We start from the raw sequence: 16599 nt of genomic DNA, 5'->3' as shown, positions 1-16599 counted from the left end.
CGCGATCCTCGAGGCCCGCCAGTCGGGGGCGGGTCAGGTGCTCGACGTGGCGATGGTCGACGGCGCCGCGACGCTGATGGCGCCGTACTTCGGGATGGTCGCCGCTGGCACCTGGCGCGACCGCCGCGAGGACAATCTGCTCGACGGCGCGGCCCACTTCTACGGCACCTACGCCACGGCCGACGGCGGCCACGTCGCCGTCGGCGCGATGGAACGAAAGTTCTACGCCGAACTGTGCGATCACCTCGGCGTCGACGTGCCCCAGGATGACGACCGGCCGGCGACGTGGGCCACCCACCGGGCCGAGTTGGCCGCGCGCTTCGCCGAGAGGACCCGCGACGAGTGGGAGCGCATCCTCGATTCGCCGGGATGCTGTGCGACGCCGGTGCTTTCACTGAACGAGGCGCCCCGGCATCCCCACGCCGCCGCGCGGCGGGCCTTCATCGAGGTCGACGGTGTCACGCAACCCGCACCCGCGCCCCGCTTCTCGCGCAGCCGGCCCGCGGCGCCGTCGGGTCCCGCGCTGCCGGGCGACCATACGGGCGTGCTGCTGCGCGAAATGGGACTGGACACCAAAGCCATCGCCGAACTCGTGGACTCCGGCGTGGTGGCACAGAGCAAGAGGGGACGATAAATGTCGTGGGACTTCTCCACCGACCCGCAGTGGGCCGAACAACTGGAATGGGTCGAGGAGTTCGTGCGCGGCGAGTGCGAACCGATCGACCTGATTGTCAAGGAATCTCACGACCTGGGCGACCCGGTGCGGCAGGCCCTGATTCCGCCGCTGCAGGAGATCGTGAAGGAACGCGGCCTGTGGGCCACCCACCTCGGGCCACACCTCGGCGGCCCGGGCTACGGCCAGGTGAAGCTGGCTCTGCTCAACGAGATCCTGGGCCGCTCGGAGTGCGCGCCGATCGTCTTCGGCTCACAGGCCCCCGATTCGGGCAACAGCGAAATCCTCGCCCACTACGGCACGCCCGAACTCAAGGCGCGCTACCTCGAGCCGTTGCTGGACAACCGCATCGTCTCCTGCTTCTCGATGACCGAGCCGCAGGGCGGCGCCGACCCGAAGGTGTTCCGCACCACCGCGGTGCCCGACGGCAATCACTGGATCATCAACGGGGAGAAGTGGTTTTCCTCGTTCGCCTCGATGGCGTCGTTCATCATCGTGATGGCGATGACCGACCCCGAGGCGCCGCCGTATCAGCGCTACTCGATGTTCGTCGTGCCGGGCGACACCCCCGGCATCAACGTGCTGCGCGATGTCGGCCTGGGATACCAGCCGCGGGGCGGTGGGCGCGAAGGGTACGTCCGCTACGAGAACGTCCGGGTGCCCGCCGACCACATGCTGGGCCCGCGCGGCGGGGCCTTCGTCGTGGCCCAAACCCGCTTGGGCGGCGGGCGAATTCACCACGCCATGCGAACGGTCGGGTTGGTCCGGCGCATCTTCGACATGATCTGTGAGCGGGCGGTGTCGCGTTACACCCAGGGCGAGGTGCTGGCCAACAAGCAACTGGTCCAGGAGATGGTCGCCGACTCGTGGATGGAGATCGAGGCCTTCCGGCTGCTGACCCTGCAAACCGCCTGGAAGATCGACCAATTCAACGACTACAAGGCGGTGCGGGCCGACATCTCGGCGGTGAAGGCGATGATGCAGAAGGTGCTGCACGACGTGTCGTCGCGGGCGCTGCAGCTGCACGGGTCGCTGGGCACCACCCACGAGATGCCCTTCGTGCAGTACCTGGTGGAGTCGTTCGTGCTCGGCCTCGCCGACGGCCCCACCGAAGTGCACAAGGTGACGCTGGCGCGCCTGTTGCTCAAAGACCGCCCTCCCGCGCCGGACCTGTTTCCCTCCGAGCACCTGTTGCGGCTGCGCGCGGCCGCCGAGGCCAAGTTCGCCGACCGGCTGGCCGGCATCCCCCGCGGGTAGCCGCGCCCACCAGGCCGAGCTGATCCACCGCTAGGCCAGCATCGACCGCGCCCGGTCGAGCAACCGCGGCAGGGCGGGCGCCATGGCTTCCCATTCGGCCCGTGGTGCGCGCCGTCGGCGGTTGTGCTTGACGATCAGCGACCACGTCGCCGCCGACTTGAAGCACGCCAGCGCGCGAAACCAGTCCAAATCGCCTACCTCACAACCCAACTCGCGCTGGTAGACCTCTGCGAGTTCGCTGATCGGGGGCGTCGCGCCGGCGGGGACCGGGACGCGCCGATAGGTGTCCGGGTCGCAGTTGATCAGGAACCAGCCCGCATCGAAGCGCGGATCGCCGATCGACCAGATTTCCCAATCGATCACGGCGGTGATCCGGGACCCGACTGCCATCAGGTTACCCAGCCGAAAGTCGCCGTGTACGACGCTGGAACCCATAGCCGCTGGCGCGCAAGCCAGTAGCGCATCGCGCACATCGCGCCAGCCCGGTACCAGCGCCGTGTCGACGGTCTGCAGCGTGTCGCACCAGCGCTGGACCTCGGCAACCGGATCGGTGCCGGGTTCGCCGGCCAGGCCAAGGCCGTGCGGCGACAGCCCGTGCAGGGCGGCCATGGCCCGGCACGCAGCGCGGTAGCGCGCGGCCAGATCGGCCCCGGGCGGGCAGCCGTCGAAAAGCGGTTCCACGCAGTCGCCGTCGACGTGGGACATCACGAACAGCGGCGGGGCATCGGGCGGGTTGCCCGGATCCTCCCACATCACCTCCGGCACCGGAACCTGCGTCTTGGCAAGCGCTTTCATGATTCGCGCCTGCCGCAGCACGTCGCGGTGCGCGACGGGTGCGACGCCGGGCGGGGCCACCTTGATCACCACCGCCCGGCCGTCGCGCTCACCTGAGAACGTGAGGCTGGACGCGCCGCCGGCGAGCGGGGCCAGGCCGACAACGTCCGCGGCCGCGAGCCGGCGGCGCAGCTCCTCGAGATCCAGCTCGGGCATTCAGCCGGCCCAGCCGACCTCGGCCAGGAAGGGCTGGGTGTGCGCGATGCGCCCGGTCATGACCTTGGGATCGCACGTGCACAGCCGGAGGGCGGTCTCGGTGATCAGTTCGATGTCCTCGGTGTCGGTCTTGGCCAGGTCCAGGGTGCCGGCCCCGGGGGTCGCCACGGGGTTGGACGGAGCGGCGGCGTTGACCGCGATGCCGTCGTCGTAGAGTTCGGCGGCAAGGCTTTTGGTGAGCCGGTTGAGCGCGGCCTTGGCCGTTCCGTAGATGCCGAAGCCCGCTGTCCGGTCGAATTCGGAGAACGGCGGTCCGGGCGGCAGGTCGCCGCCCACCGACGTCAGGTTCAGGATCCAGCCCCGCCCGCGGTCGCGCATCGCGGGAATCGCCAACTGGCACAGGTGCAGCGGCCCCAGCACGTGCATCTCGATCATCAGCCGGGCCCGCCGGTCCGGGAACCCGTCGAGCGGCCGCAGGAAGGTGACCGCGGCGTTGTTGACCAGGATGTCGGGGGCGCCGACGGCGCTCACCACCTCCGCGAATAGCCGTTCGCGTTCCTCGGATTGGGCGAGGTCCGCGGGAATCGCGACGGCGCGGCCGCCGGCGGCGACGATCTCGTCGCGGGTCTGGCTCAGCGATCCCTGGTACTTGGGATCGGGATCCATCGTGCGTGCGGTCAGCGCCACCGTCGCTCCCCGCGCGGCGAGCCGAACAGCGATCGCCTTTCCCAGCCCGCGGCTGCTGCCGGTGACGAGGGCAACCAGCCCGTCGCACCGTGGGTCTGCGCCCATCGTCTACCTCCTCGGGACTTTCGCCGCGCGGAAACGGCTTCTCGCAAACAGAGAATGCCATTATCACCGCCCGGGCGGAAGGCCGGCCAGGATTCCCGCGTCGCCCGAGGGGGAATCCCCCGCTAATGAGCACACCGCCAGCCGTCGTTGAGCTGATCGACGCGCTCGCCTTCGACATCTACGACGCGTACGACCGGCCGCGCCTCTGCCCGGCGCCGGAGAAGGCGAAGGCCATTACAGGGGCGCGCTACCTGGCCCGACAGCTGGTCAGGAAGGGCTGGCGGCACGACGGCGGCGTCGAACTGCCGGCATGTCCGTACGGAACCGTTACCTGCTTTGACCCGGCGCCGCACACCCACTGCGAAATGTAGCGTCAGCCCCCGGCTTTGCCGCGTAGGACGTCGACGGAATAGCTCCCGCCGCCCGTGAAGACCAGCAGGAAGAAACCGAAGCAGAAGAGTATCGCCAAAGCACCGCCATTGCCCATGGGTGGATCACCAATGGGCCAGAGCGCTCGCGGTTGATGCACCCAAAAGTAGGCGACCGCCATTTCCCCCGACGCGAGGAAAGCAGCTGCGCGGGTGAACAACCCGGCCGCGATCAGCAGGCCCGCGAGCAATTCGAGCAGGCCGGCGTGCCACCCGGGCCAGACTCCGAACTCGACGCGCCATCCGGGACGCACGGGCCAGCGCAAGGCGCTCGTCGAGCCGTACGCGGCGAAGAGCAAGCCGTAGATCAACCGATAAAGGCTCAGCACAGCCGGTGCAAACTGGCCGAGGCGGCGGTCGAGAGTTTTCGTCACAGCGCAGAGGTTACGGTCGCCGCCCAGTCGAGCACGCGCCGCCACAGGCGATGGCGGCTCGACGCCATGTTGTGGCAGTGCGCGCTGTCGGGCAGGACGACGGTGGTGATGTCGGGGCTGCCGCGAAACAGGCCCGCCTCCGCGCGGGGGTCCGGCGAGACGTCGACGACGCCGTAGCCGAGGAGCACCGGAACGCCGATCCGCGCGGCGTATTCGGAGACGACGCCGGGGATCATCGCGGTACCGAACACCCGCGGCACCACCGACTTTGCCGTGACGCAGTCGGCCGCGACCACATCGGCGGGGACGTCGGCGAGGTGAAACCAGCCCTGCAGGTACTCGCGCGGACCCTCGGCATAGGGCTCGGGCAGGGCGGCGAGGATCTGCCGGGCCAGCTCTTCGCGGCCCTGCGCAGTTGCCGCCCGGGCGATGAATGCCGGATCGAGGTTCAGCGGTGCCACGTGCTGATTGGTGCAACCGAGCGCCGCCAGGCCCGCGTAGCTGGAATACAGCGCTTGCTGGACGATCGCGAGGTATGCACCCAGCGAATGCGCCACGGCGAGCGCGGGTGCGTGCTCGCCGGTCGCTTCCGGCAGCGCGGATACGGCCCGCGCGAGCGCGGCGGCGATGTCGGCGAAGCCGAAATCGCGTGCGGGCCGAGAACTTTCGCCGGTGCCCAACGGGTCGATCGTGACGACGCTGTAGCCGTTCTCGGTGGCGAACTCGGCGAAGCTGTAGCCGCTGCGGCCGGTGATGTTGAGGTCCCAGTATTCGCGGCTGTAGGTGCCGCCTGGGAGGCAGACGAGTACGGCACCCGGTGCGCCGCGCGACGGGTAGTAGGTCGCCGCCAACGACGCCCGCTCGCCGACCACGTCGCTGACATCGAAGCGCATCGGCCGTGGGCAAACGGTCACGGCGCACCTTTCCGTCGTAGCGTCATAGTTGGGATCAGAGTGAACCGCGCGGCGAGGTAGGGAGTGGGAATGGCTGAACAGGCCGAAAACGCCGAGAAGCCGGCGTCGGGTTAGCGCGTTGACCTACCTGTTGCTGCTGGGCGCGATTTTCGCCGAGGTCGTCGCGACCAGCCTGCTCAAGAGCACCGAGGGTTTCACCCGGCTGTGGCCGACGGTCACCTGTCTGGTCGGTTACGCCGCGTCCTTCGCGCTGCTGGCGTTGTCGATCTCGCGCGGCATGCGCACCGACGTCGCCTACGCGTTGTGGTCGGCGATCGGGACCGCCGCGATCGTGCTGATCGCGGTGCTGTTCCTCGGCTCCCCGGTGTCCGTGGGGAAGGTCGTCGGCGTCGCGTTGATCATCGCCGGCGTGGTCACCTTGAACCTGGTCGGCGCGCATTAGGTAACGAACGGGCGCCCTGCTCAGACATTCACAGCATGATCGTCACCCGCACCGCCACGGCGGCCCGGACCGGGGGCGTCGCCACGCTGGCCGCCGCGGCCGCTTTGGTCCTGGCGGTGGGCACCGCGCGCGCCACCCCGGACCCACCGCGCGGCGAGGGCACGCTGTACGGAAATCCCGCGGCGGCCGCCGCGTTCTGGCGCTACCAGGGATACGACGACGACTGCGTGGAAATGGCGGTCTCCGACGTGGTCGGTGAGCTGACCGGCCGGCAGCCTTCCGAGCAGGCCATCGTCAAGCTGGCCCAATCGACCCCCAGCACCGTCCACCCCGGGCCGATCTACACCAAGCCGAACAAGCGCAAGCCCGGCAGCGGCACCTCGTTCGACGACGAGCCGGCGCTGCTCGCGCACTACGGCATCCACGCCGTGTCCACCGATCAGGCAAGCGCCGCGAAGGCGGGCGTCCCCACCGGGCTGAGCGCACTCGAGCAGGACCTGGCCAAGGGCCGCAAGGTCATCGTCGGGGTCAACTCCGAGCTCATCTGGCGCGAGCCCGTCGAGGACAAGGCCCCCGACGGCCGGCCCGAGGCCAACCACGCCGTCGTGGTGACCGGCATCGACACCACGGCCGGCGTCGTGCACCTCAACGACAGCGGCAGCGAGCAGGGCCGCGACGAACAGGTGCCGATCGACGTCTTCGCGCAATCGTGGGCCACCAGCGACGACCAGGTGACCGTCACGGGTTAGCGACGGGCCCGCTGCTGCATGAGCCCCACGCTGAGGGGCGGGCGGCGCTCGATTACCGCCATTGACGCCCGGCCTAGGATTCCGCCATCCCGATTCTTGGCGACCAGACCTTCGCCGCCGCGCAAGTGACGAGGGCGGCCTCCAACGCGTTGCGGATCGGGCTCACCCGCCCGGACGGCACCGAATTGGCGCGCGCGCAGCAGAAGGCCGGCGTCGGCGTCCTGCTCGGCTTCAAGAACGGCGGGAAAAGCGACTACACGCTTTCCGGCGCGGCGGGCGACGAACTCCGGCTGGCGGTGGCGGCAACGACGACGGTGACGAATCAGAGGGGCGCCGTGGGAAAGATTGTCCCGGCCGGTGGCGCGGCACGGTTGGAAGACGCCGGCGGCACCGTCCTGGCGGTGCTGCGGCCGCACACCGGATCCAAGGCCGACGGCGCCTGGCATCACCCGATCCTGTCCCCCGCCGGCGACGAACTGGGCGTCCTCACCCTGATGACGGTCCACACCGGGTGGCGCGACATCGAAACCGAGGCAATCCAATTGCTGTCCAACCAGAACATCGCCACGCTGAAGGCCCCGTCCGCCGGTGCGATGCTCAAGCTCCGCGCGCCGGCCGCCCCCCAGCTGGGCGACATGCTGGCCGCGGCGTGCGTCGACTTCTCGGTGCTGCCCCGTGGCTACATCGCCTGACCGGCTCGCCGTCCCCTATCGCGCCCGCACGATCTGGAGCACACTGAAGCCGCGGTGTCTCCAGGCCCATGACGAAGGACGGCGTGACGATGACTTCTGTGGAGTTGCCCGGCGGCGGGACCGCTGATTTCGCCGAGGGCACTGTGTATTTCATCGGTAACGCCACCACATTGATCCCGCTTCGGTGGGCTGACGATCCTGACCGATCCGGCCTTCCTGCACAAGGGCGAGCACGTGTACCTGGGGCACGGGATCTGGGCCCGGCGCGAGGTCGAGCCGGCTTGTCAGATCGCCGACCTGCCAACGATAGATCTGATCGTCTTGTCGCACTACCACGGCGATCACTTTGATGACGTCGCCGCGCGGGAGCTCGACAAGACGCTGCCCATCGTCTCGACCGCCGACGCGGTGGACAAGCTGAGCGCGCTGGGCTTCGAGCGAGGCTATCCCCTGGACACGTGGGAATCCCTCAAGGTGCGCAAGGGTGAGGCGACGCTGAACGTCACCGCGATGCCGGGCAAGCATTCCGCGGACGATGCGGTGAACGACCTGCTCATGCCCGTCAACGGGCACCTGCTCGACTTCGGCCGAAACACCGATCGTCTCTACCGGCTCTTATCACCGGCGACACGATGCTCATCGATGCCCTCGCCGATATCCCGCGTCGCTATCCTGACATCGACCTCGGGCTCATTCACACGGGCGGCACGACCTTCCTCGTCACGGTGGTCACGATGACCGGCGAGCAGGGGGTGCGGGCCGTTGAGATCACCAAACCCCGCACCGCCATCCCGATCCACTACAACGACTTCTCGGTATTCCTCTCGGGACTGGACGACTTCAAGAAGGCGGCCCAGGCCTCGGCCACGACGGCGCAGTTCGTCTACCTCGCGCACGGTGAAACCTACACGTTCAAACCCGACCGGTGAATCATCGCTCGCCGGCGGTGCCGGATTCGATTGCGGGCGGCGCCTTTTCGCGGCGTAACACCGGGCGCGTCGGCCGCCGGTGGTCAGCGGTAGCCCGGCAGATCCGGCACGCCGCTGGCCGTCAGCCAGCCACCTCCGTCGACGACGAGCGTCGCGCCCGTGACGTACGAGGCGGCGTCGCTGGCCAAAAACAGCACCGCCTGCGCGACCTCGGTGGTCGAACCGGGGCGCCGGAGCGGGTTCTGGGTGGTCCGGTGCTGGTTGTCGCCGGTGATCCGGCGCACCCCCTCGGTGCCCGACATCGCGCCCGGGGCAACGATATTCACCCGCACCCCGTCGGGCCCCCATTCGATGGCGCAACTGCGGGTCAGCGCGTCGATGCCGGCCTTGGCGGACACCACGTGCGCCTGCAGCGCCATGCCGCGGTACTGGGTCGCCGCGCTGACGTTCACCACGGCGCCGCCGTGCTCACGCAGCCAGCATTCGTAGGCCGCCTTGGACACGTTGAAGGTCCCGAGTAGGTCGATGTCGACCACCGCCTTGAATCCGTTGGGACTCAGCTCGCTGATCGGCGCCGGGAAGTTTCCGGCGGCATTGTTGACGACGATGTCGAGCCGGCCGAACGTTCGCACCACTTCCCCGACGACAGTCGTGACCTCGTCGTAGCGGCGGACGTCGCACAGGCCGTAGATCGCCTCGATCCCGGCGCCCCGCAACTCCGCGACCGCGGCTTGCAGGTTGGCTTCCTTGCGGCTGCAGATGGCGACCTGGGCACCGTGACCGCCCAGCACCCGGGCGATTTCCAAGCCGAGACCGGTGGCGCCGCCCGTGACCAAGGCGACCTGCCCATCCATGAGGTCAGCGCGGAAGGGACTCGGGCGGGTCATCGCGACATCCTCACCGGCTCACTAGAACACCTTCCAATTCAGGTTGGCAAGCAAGTTCCCGCTCCTGGACCCCGCCTATGATCGAACGGTGACCGACCTGCTCGACGCCGTGCTCGCGGCGCACGGAGGGGTCGATCGCTGGCGACGATTCGGCTCGATGGAGGCGACCATCGTCAGCGCCGGCAAGCTATGGGAGATCAAAGGCCAACCGCAAGATCCCACGCCGCGACGGATGAGCGTTGCGCTGCAGCGTGAATGGGCTTCCGTGCAGCCGTTCGGTGCGGCAGACCAGAGAACCGACTTCACGCCCCAACGCGTCGCCATCGAAAAGCTTGACGGCAGTGTGGTCGCCGAACGGTTCAACCCGCGAGAATCGTTCGCCGGTCATGAGCTCAAGACGCCGTGGGATCCCTTGCAGCGCGCGTATTTCAACGGCTACGCGCTGTGGACGTATTTGACCACCCCGTTTTTTATGACGCTGCCCGGTGTAACCGTCGGCGAGATCGACCCAGTCGAGGACCATGGCGAGCGCTGGTTTGGGCTGCAGACGCGCTTCCCGGACGAGCTCGCCAGCCATAGCACCGAGCAGGAGTTCTACTTCGGCAGTGACCTTCTGCTACGTCGTCACGACTACCGTGTCGATGTCGCCGGCGGGTTCGCAGCGATCCAGTACGTGTACGACATCGTGGAGGCGCAGCGAATCAAGCTGCCATCAAAGCGCCGGGCATACCGCTGCGACGCGGACGGCCGCCTGTTGGCCGACGAACTCATGGTGTCAATCGACATAAGCGACGTCCACCTGACCTGAGAACGCCGGCGGCGAATCGTTCTGCAAAGTCGGATAACTCAGCTATCCCAGCTCGGGATCAGGCCCAACGCGCGCATCAACCGGCCCTCGAACCCGGTCAGCAGCGAGACCCCGGTGACCGGCGACTGCGGCAGCGGGAAGTTCAGGCCGGGGTCGAGCGCCGGATCGAACGGATAGCCGGTGGGCATCATCGACTGCGGCAGCAGCCCGAGGTCGACCAGCGCCGCCTGCGGCCCCTGCACCGCGCCGTGCGCCAGGTCCGGCACGATGGTGAAGGGGTTCGGCAGCTCGAACAGGCTGGCGGGGGTGGGGATGTCGGCGTACTCCCCCGAGCCGTAGCCCATGTCGACGATCACCCGCAGATCCGGCTGCAGCAGGTCGGCCAGCGCGTTGCCGTAGGGCGCCGGCACGTACAGGCGCAGCGGCGAGACGAGCGGCAGGTTCTGCGTCAGCAGTTCGTAATAGCGGGTGGAACCGGTGTAACCGGGCGAGGTGGGCAGTTGGATCGCGTTGGCGATCTGCCCGGGTGTCAGGTCGACGTAGTCGTGAGTCCCGTGGTAAAGCGCGAACCCCATGAACGCGTTCAGGTCGCTGACCGGGTTGAGCACGTACTGCGGCAAGTTGGTCACCATGTCGTACTGGTTGGTGAAGATCACAGTCGGGTATGGCGAATCGGGGGGCGTCGCGCCGTTCATCAGCACGTCGAACAGTGGGATGTACAGGCCGGGGAAGCGTTCGAAGAACCCTCCATTGGGGTTGCCGGGGTCCCCGGTCAAAACGAACGACAGTTTGCCGGGGTCGGGCGGATTGGCCACGGCCATCAGGTTGCGGATCTCGTTGGTCGCGACCAGCGAACTTTGCGAGGTGCCGTAGACGATGACGTTGTTGCCCGCCGCGAGCTCGGTGTTGACCGCGGTGTTGAGCAACTGCACGCCGTGGGCCACCGACTGGCCCAGCGTCAGGTTTCCGAGCTGCGGGGTGAACGGCCAGAACTGCTCCGGCGTGTAGAGCGGCTGCCCCAGCGCCCCGGTAAGCGGCGACAGCGTCGGGTTGTTCAGGAAGTTGGCCATGATCGAGCCGGCGTACTTGGCGTCGGGCAGGGGGAACGTGGTGCCGCCGACGATCAGCGCCACCGAGCCGTTCTGCGGCACCATCAGCGGCGGGATGTTGGTGGGGGCCGGATTCTCGGCCTGCGTAGCCAACGGAATCAGCGGCGATTCCAACTCGCCGACCGCGTCGCGCAGCGCCTGCTGCGCGGCCTGGTCGGTCTCGATGTAGGCGACGCCCGCCGCAGCCAGCAGTTGGCGGAACCGCTGCTCGAACGCGTCGGCCTCCGCGGCCAGTTCCCGATAGATCCTCGACTGATGGAGGAACAGCGGCGTGATCGCCGCGCTGACCTCGTCGGCCCCGGCAGGCAGGACGCTGCTGGTTCGCAGCGCCGCGAATGCGCTGGCCCCTTCGAGGGCGGCCCCGATCCTGCCGACGTCCTGCGCGGCCGACGCCAGCTCCCCAGGAACAACCTGCATGACCGCCATCTGGACCATTCTCGACAATGACCGGCGGGGCTGCGACCCGTTTGACGAAGCTTGGCCCCGCCGGGCGGCCGGCGCCGAGCTTTACACTGGGCCCGCAAGGCGCGCGAGTGAAGGTGAACACCAGTGAGGATCACGAAAATCGCCGCTGGCGGGCTGGTTGGACTGGCCTCGCTGTTCGGCTCGGGCATCGGCGCGGGCATGGCGCGAGCCGACAGCAGCCAGGAGAAGGAGGCCTGCCAGCTGATGGACGATCCAGCCGGGCCCGAGTCGGGTTACCTGCCAGCCGAATACGCTTTCATGCGGCTGCGGGCCAAGATGTCGGCCGAGGACGCGCGGAATGTCATGTCCCTGGCCGCCCAGGACTACTGTCCCAATCACATCACCGACCTGCCGGCGGGCTGGCGGTAAGGAGGGCGCGAAGATGAGTACGGCCTTGTTTGGTTTCCTGACCATCGTCGCCCTCGCGTCGGCGTTGGTGTTCGGCGCCGTCGCCGGCGTCTACGTCAAGCGGCTGGGCGATCGACCGACGACGCCGATCAGGGAAGAAATCGGGAGCGCCAAAAAGGTGCTCACCAAAGTGCGCAAACGCCAACCCATGTCGCGAGACGAGTTGGATTTTGCGAAGCAAATCGCGGCCGACCGCAGCTCCTTGATGACGTTGTGCATTCCCGGCGCGTTGTTCTCGGTGGGTTGCTTTTATGTCTTCGGCAGTCTTTATCACCTGCACGGAGCCACTCCCTCCGAGCGGACATTTCTCGGGGTCTTCCCCATGTTGGCGTCAATAAATTTCACCACCCAGATTCTGCGCAGCGCACGGCTGAAGCGGCGGCTGCGGAAGATGGCCTGAAGCGACCCCAGTCACTGGCCCGTGGGCAGGCCCCAGGCCCCCCGGTCGCGTTGCGGCCGCGGTACCGATACTCTTTGCACGATGTCCATTGGGCACATGACCGTCTACTATCTGCACGGGCCCGGGGGCTGGCGCCGGGCGGAGAAGACGATGTCGCGACCGAGTTCCGAGAGGTGACCGCGTGAGCCCTCGTTCAGTCGGCAGGACCGTCCTGGCGCGGGTCTGGATGCCATTGGTCGCCGTCATCGCGATCGCTGTGGGCGCGGTGGGCATGTGGAAGGTGCATCAGTTCTCCGCTCCGCCGCCCGTTATCACGGTCAATGGCCCGGCAGCGCCCCCGGAGTTCAATCTCAAACGGCTCACGTTCGAGTTGACCGGCGCCGTCGGGCAAGGGGGGATGCTCGTCTATGTCGACGTCGACGGTCATCCGCACCAGGTCGATATCACGACCCTGCCGTGGTCGCACACGGAGACGACCACGCTCACCGTGGTGTCGGGCAGCATCTCGGCGCAGGTTCATGGCGGTCAGGTCGGCTGCCGGATGCTGGTGAATGGCGTCGTCCGCGACGAACACTCCGACACCCATCAGGATGCGCACGTCTTCTGCCTGGTGAAGTCCGCATGAGCGAGCATCCGGCGCAGCAGCGGCCGAGACGGCCCTTCGTCCCCAGGATGGTTCGGGTCTTCGCGATACCGATCATCGCCTTCTGGGGCCTTCTCGCCGTGTCGACCAACACCTTCATGCCGCAGGTGGAGAGGGTCGCGGAAGAACTCGCCGGGCCGGTGGTCCCGCACTACGCGCCGTCGCAGCGGGCGTTGCTGGCCATCGGCGCGAAGTTCCAGGAGTCGAACTCGACCAGCTTGGCCATGCTGGTGTTCGAAGCCAACCGGCAGTTGGGCGATGCGGACCATCGGTACTACGACGATCTGGTGCGCCGGCTCAAGCAAGACCCCAAGCATGTGCAGTACGTGATGGATCTGTGGGGGAAGCCGATCACCGCGGCGGGGGCGCAGAGCCTCGACGGCAAGGCCTCGTACGTGCTGTTGCGGCTCGCCGGCGATATCGGCCAGATGCAAGCGAACGAGTCCGTTGCCGCCGTTCGGGACATCGTCGCGAAGGACACCCCGCCGCCCGGGCTCAAGGTGTATGTCAGCGGCGCGGCCCCCCTGGCCTCGGACACGGTGGCCATCGCGAATTCCAGCCTGAACGACATCACGATCGTGACGATCTTCCTCATCATCGGGATGTTGCTGCTGGTGTACCGGTCCATCGTCACCCTGTTTGTGCCCTTGGCCGGGGTCCTGTTCGAGATGCTGGTCGCGAAGGGGGTGATCTCAACCCTCGGGCATCTGGGGTACATCGAGCTCTCGTCGTTCGCGGTGAACATCGTCGTCGCACTGACCCTGGGAGCGGGGACGGATTACGGCATCTTCTTGATGGGCCGCTATCACGAGGCGCGGCAGGCCGGCGAGAGCAGGGAGGAGGCGTTCTACACCGCGTACAAGAGCGTCACACCCGTCATCCTCGGCTCGGGGCTGACGATCGCGGGGGCCTGTTACTGCCTGACGTTCGCGCGTCTGAACTACTTCCACACCATGGGGCCGGCGGTCGCCATCGCCATGCTGTTCAACATCGCGGCGGCGCTGACGCTCGGCCCGGCGTTCCTCACCGTCGGCAGCCTCTTCGGGCTCTTCGACCCGAGAGGGGCGGCCAAGGCGCATCTGTATCGCCGGATCGGGACGAGCGTGGTGCGGTGGCCGGTGCCGATCCTGGTGGCCAGTTCCGCCGCCGTGCTGCTCGGCGCGGTCTTCGTGCCGACGTACCGGCAGAACTACGACGACCGTCAATACCAGCCGCACAATGCCCCCGCCAACATGGGTTTCACGGCGGCCGACCGGCACTTCCCGAAGAGCAAGCTGTTCTCCGAGATGCTGATGATCGAGACGGATCACGACATGCGAAACTCGGCCGACTTCATCTCGTTGGACCGGGCGGCCAAGGCCCTCATCCGCCTTCCCGGCGTCGCGATGGTGCAGAGCATCACCAGGCCACTGGGCCGACCGTTGGAACACGCCACCCTCCCCTACCTGTTCACCACGCAGGGCAGCGGTAGCGGCCAACAGCTCCCGTTCACCAAGCAGCAAAACGCCAACACGAGCCAGCAGGCGCAGATCACGACGCACTCCGTCGAGGTCCTGCGGCAAGAGATCGTCTATTTCCAGAACATGTCGGACGAATTGCACAAGACGGTTCTCACGGTCGAGGATCTGCAGAGAATCACCGCCGAGATGAATCAGGAAATCTCAAACGTCGACGATTTCTTCCGCCCGGTCAAGAGCTATTTCTATTGGGAGAGGCACTGTTTCGACATCCCCGTTTGCTGGGCGTTCAGATCGCTGTTCGACGCGCTCGACAACATCGACAAGCTGGCCGACGACATCACGGACGCCAAAACGTCCCTCGAGGCACTCGACAAGATCCTTCCGCAGGTGATCACGCAGCTGAAACTCACGGCCGACGACTCGGAGTCTTTGGCCGGCCTTTTGGTCAGCAGCTACGGCCAGTCGTCTCTGCAGTCCACCCAGACCGCCCAGACGTTCGACGACCAGGTCAATGTCGGGCTGGACTTCGACCAGTCCCGCAGCGACGACTTCTTCTACATCCCCCACGAAGCTTTCCAGAACGAAGACGTCAAGACGGGCATGCAGCTGCTGATGTCGCCGGACGGCAAGGCCGCCCGGCTCATCGTCACCCACGAGGGGGACGCCAACGGACCGGAAGGCGTACGGCATGTCGAACAATTCCCCACCGCCATCACCACGGCGCTCAAGGAGACCTCGCTGGCCGGCGCACGCGTTTACATCGGCGGCTCGGGATCAACTAACAAGGACATCAAGGAATACGCCGCGTCCGATCTGCTCATCGTGGCGATCGCGGCCTTCGTGCTGATCTTCCTGATCATGTTGGTCCTCACGCGAAGCCTGATGGCCGCCTTGGTGATTCCCGGCACCGTGGCCTTCTCCTACGCCGGAGCGTTCGGGCTTTCCATCCTCGTCTGGCAGCACCTCATCGGCCTTCCGTTGCACTGGCTGATACTGCCGCTGACCTTCATCATCCTGGTGGCGGTCGGTTCGGACTACAACCTGCTGTTGATCATCCGCGTCAAAGAGGAACTGCACGCCGGGATCCACACCGGCCTGATCCGCGCGCTGGGCAGCACGGGTGGCGTGGTGACGTCCGCCGGCCTGGTGTTCGCCTTCACCATGCTGGCGATGCTCACCAGCGATCTGCGGACGATCGGTCAGGTGGGTTCGACCGTGTGCATCGGCCTGCTGCTCGACACGCTGATCGTGCGTTCGTTCGTCGTGCCGTGCATCCTGCGAATCCTCGGGCCGTGGTTCTGGTGGCCGACACTGGTGCGGTCCCGCCCGCTACCGCAGGGTTAAGGCCCCCGTCACGTGGTGCAGGCGGTCTCGCGCGCGACAAAAACCGAGACGTAACCGATCGGGATGCCGGTGCGGTTCGCGATGCACTGTCGCGCCGCCACGTCCACCTCGGCCCGACGACCGACGCGGACGAGGCCACCGATCTCGGGAATCCGGATCATCCAGCCGCCGGCATCTCGGGCGACTTCGATGTCGAAGCACTGACCGACCGTTGGGCAGTTCACTCGGGGAGCCGCACGTCGCGTACGGGTGCGGCGCAATGCGTTTGGGTGCCGCAGACTGGGCTGAATGGGCATGTCTGCTTTCCTGGGTCAGAAATGGGCCGCGGGCAAGACTAGTCCGATTAGCGCCCAGAACCTAATCGGCCTGTGCGTCGGCGCTCGGCTGCTGGCAGAGTCGAGCTGCGCCGACGTGACCGACTGATAGGAGGGCGCCGTGACTGTCGTTTTGGTGCATGGCAATCCGGAGGCCGACGCGATCTGGGGGCCGCTGGTCGACGCGCTCGGGCGGGCCGACGTGGTGCGGCTCTCTCCCCCGGGCTTCGGGGCGCCGTTGCCCGACGATTTCCCGGCGACCTACCTCGCCTACCGCGACTGGCTCGAGGGCGAGCTGGCCAGCGTCGGCGAGCCCGTCGACCTCGTCGGCCACGACTGGGGCGGCGGGCATGTGGTGAACGTGGTGATGCATCGACCCGAGCTGGTGCGCAGCTGGGTCAGCGACATCCTCGGTTGTTTTCACCCCGACTATGTCTGGCACGACATGGCGCAGGTCTGGCAGACACCCGACGAGGGTGAGCAACTGGTGGACGCCCTGCTGGGCGGGACGCTCGAGGAGC

21 protein-coding genes are annotated in these 16599 nt (G+C 67.3%); 14 read left to right on the top strand and 7 right to left on the bottom strand.

Going from position 1 to position 16599, the window contains the following annotated elements:
* Positions 1-634 (top strand): CoA transferase (locus BN4348_RS33850; protein WP_142308638.1); only part of this gene is annotated, 634 nt, incomplete at its 5' end.
* On the top strand, positions 635-1930 hold the full coding sequence (locus BN4348_RS33845) for an acyl-CoA dehydrogenase family protein (RefSeq protein ID WP_066909073.1): 1296 nt from the start codon (positions 635-637) through the stop codon (positions 1928-1930).
* 30 nt (positions 1931-1960) lie between these two features.
* On the opposite strand, the gene BN4348_RS33840 is transcribed toward BN4348_RS33845, so the two are convergent.
* Together BN4348_RS33840 and BN4348_RS33835 are read right to left on the bottom strand one after the other, a co-directional pair.
* Positions 1961-2920: a phosphotransferase family protein gene (locus BN4348_RS33840; RefSeq protein ID WP_066909070.1), complete on the bottom strand. Its 960-nt coding sequence runs from the start codon at positions 2918-2920 to the stop codon at positions 1961-1963.
* A complete protein-coding gene (locus tag BN4348_RS33835; protein ID WP_066909067.1) occupies positions 2921-3712 on the bottom strand; it encodes an SDR family NAD(P)-dependent oxidoreductase in 792 nt (263 codons plus the stop codon).
* 125 nt (positions 3713-3837) lie between these two features.
* Between BN4348_RS33835 and BN4348_RS33830 the strand changes: the two genes are divergently transcribed.
* Positions 3838-4083: a hypothetical protein gene (locus BN4348_RS33830; RefSeq protein ID WP_066909064.1), complete on the top strand. Its 246-nt coding sequence runs from the start codon at positions 3838-3840 to the stop codon at positions 4081-4083.
* A gap of 2 nt (positions 4084-4085) precedes the next feature.
* Here the strand turns inward: BN4348_RS33830 and BN4348_RS33825 are convergent, their stop codons facing one another.
* Both BN4348_RS33825 and BN4348_RS33820 read right to left on the bottom strand, forming a co-directional pair.
* Positions 4086-4514: a DoxX family protein gene (locus BN4348_RS33825; protein ID WP_066909061.1), complete on the bottom strand. Its 429-nt coding sequence runs from the start codon at positions 4512-4514 to the stop codon at positions 4086-4088.
* The gene (locus BN4348_RS33820; RefSeq protein ID WP_066909059.1) at positions 4511-5407 is read right to left on the bottom strand and encodes an alpha/beta hydrolase; all 897 of its coding nucleotides are present in this window, start codon (positions 5405-5407) and stop codon (positions 4511-4513) included. The genes BN4348_RS33825 and BN4348_RS33820 overlap by 4 nt, the downstream gene beginning before the upstream one ends.
* 139 nt (positions 5408-5546) lie before the next feature.
* On the opposite strand from BN4348_RS33820, the gene BN4348_RS33815 reads away from it, so the two are divergent.
* The 5 genes from BN4348_RS33815 (at position 5547) to BN4348_RS61080 (ending at position 8240) form a co-directional block, all read left to right on the top strand.
* Positions 5547-5870 carry a DMT family transporter gene (locus BN4348_RS33815; RefSeq protein WP_066909056.1) on the top strand — a complete coding sequence of 108 codons (324 nt, stop codon included), beginning with the start codon at positions 5547-5549 and terminating at the stop codon, positions 5868-5870.
* Positions 5871-5905: 35 nt separating this feature from the next.
* Positions 5906-6619 (top strand): cysteine peptidase family C39 domain-containing protein, encoded by a 714-nt coding sequence (locus BN4348_RS33810; protein WP_066909053.1) that lies wholly within the window; start codon positions 5906-5908, stop codon positions 6617-6619.
* Positions 6620-6744: 125 nt separating this feature from the next.
* Entirely contained in the window at positions 6745-7311 is a 567-nt protein-coding gene (locus tag BN4348_RS33805) for a hypothetical protein (RefSeq protein WP_066909050.1), read from the top strand.
* Between the two features lie 234 nt (positions 7312-7545).
* On the top strand, positions 7546-8049 hold the full coding sequence (locus BN4348_RS61085; RefSeq protein WP_235852639.1) for an MBL fold metallo-hydrolase: 504 nt from the start codon (positions 7546-7548) through the stop codon (positions 8047-8049).
* A complete protein-coding gene (locus tag BN4348_RS61080; protein ID WP_235852638.1) occupies positions 8046-8240 on the top strand; it encodes a hypothetical protein in 195 nt (64 codons plus the stop codon). Before BN4348_RS61085 ends, BN4348_RS61080 begins: the two co-directional genes overlap by 4 nt.
* A gap of 83 nt (positions 8241-8323) precedes the next feature.
* Here BN4348_RS61080 and BN4348_RS33795 read toward each other — a convergent pair whose 3' ends face one another.
* Positions 8324-9127: an SDR family oxidoreductase gene (locus tag BN4348_RS33795; RefSeq protein WP_066909047.1), complete on the bottom strand. Its 804-nt coding sequence runs from the start codon at positions 9125-9127 to the stop codon at positions 8324-8326.
* An 88-nt stretch (positions 9128-9215) separates the two neighbouring features.
* Here BN4348_RS33795 and BN4348_RS33790 point away from each other — a divergent pair, with 88 nt between their 5' ends.
* A complete protein-coding gene (locus BN4348_RS33790; RefSeq protein ID WP_066909044.1) occupies positions 9216-9935 on the top strand; it encodes a hypothetical protein in 720 nt (239 codons plus the stop codon).
* A 38-nt stretch (positions 9936-9973) separates the two neighbouring features.
* Here the strand turns inward: BN4348_RS33790 and BN4348_RS33785 are convergent, their stop codons facing one another.
* On the bottom strand, positions 9974-11470 hold the full coding sequence (locus tag BN4348_RS33785) for a PE family protein (RefSeq protein WP_084453955.1): 1497 nt from the start codon (positions 11468-11470) through the stop codon (positions 9974-9976).
* Positions 11471-11593: 123 nt separating this feature from the next.
* On the opposite strand from BN4348_RS33785, the gene BN4348_RS33780 reads away from it, so the two are divergent.
* From BN4348_RS33780 to BN4348_RS33765, 4 genes are all read left to right on the top strand, one after another.
* The gene (locus BN4348_RS33780; protein WP_066909038.1) at positions 11594-11878 is read left to right on the top strand and encodes a hypothetical protein; all 285 of its coding nucleotides are present in this window, start codon (positions 11594-11596) and stop codon (positions 11876-11878) included.
* 13 nt (positions 11879-11891) lie between these two features.
* The gene (locus BN4348_RS33775; protein WP_066909035.1) at positions 11892-12317 is read left to right on the top strand and encodes a hypothetical protein; all 426 of its coding nucleotides are present in this window, start codon (positions 11892-11894) and stop codon (positions 12315-12317) included.
* 226 nt (positions 12318-12543) lie between these two features.
* Positions 12544-12942, top strand: coding sequence for an MmpS family transport accessory protein (locus BN4348_RS33770; RefSeq protein WP_066909032.1), 399 nt, complete (start codon positions 12544-12546; stop codon positions 12940-12942).
* On the top strand, positions 12939-15764 hold the full coding sequence (locus BN4348_RS33765) for an MMPL/RND family transporter (RefSeq protein WP_066909029.1): 2826 nt from the start codon (positions 12939-12941) through the stop codon (positions 15762-15764). Before BN4348_RS33770 ends, BN4348_RS33765 begins: the two co-directional genes overlap by 4 nt.
* An 8-nt stretch (positions 15765-15772) precedes the next feature.
* Here the strand turns inward: BN4348_RS33765 and BN4348_RS62360 are convergent, their stop codons facing one another.
* Positions 15773-15925 (bottom strand): long chain fatty acid-CoA synthetase Faa4p, encoded by a 153-nt coding sequence (locus BN4348_RS62360; RefSeq protein ID WP_096866097.1) that lies wholly within the window; start codon positions 15923-15925, stop codon positions 15773-15775.
* A gap of 274 nt (positions 15926-16199) precedes the next feature.
* On the opposite strand from BN4348_RS62360, the gene BN4348_RS33755 reads away from it, so the two are divergent.
* The coding region (locus BN4348_RS33755; protein WP_142308637.1) for an alpha/beta fold hydrolase at positions 16200-16599 on the top strand (400 nt) is incomplete at its 3' end.

It is taken from the genome of Mycobacterium interjectum (genome assembly GCF_900078675.2).
In the GTDB taxonomy this organism is placed as follows: domain Bacteria; phylum Actinomycetota; class Actinomycetes; order Mycobacteriales; family Mycobacteriaceae; genus Mycobacterium; species Mycobacterium interjectum.
The sequence above is the reverse complement of the archived record's forward strand: the minus strand, read 5'-3'. Positions and strand labels throughout refer to the sequence as shown.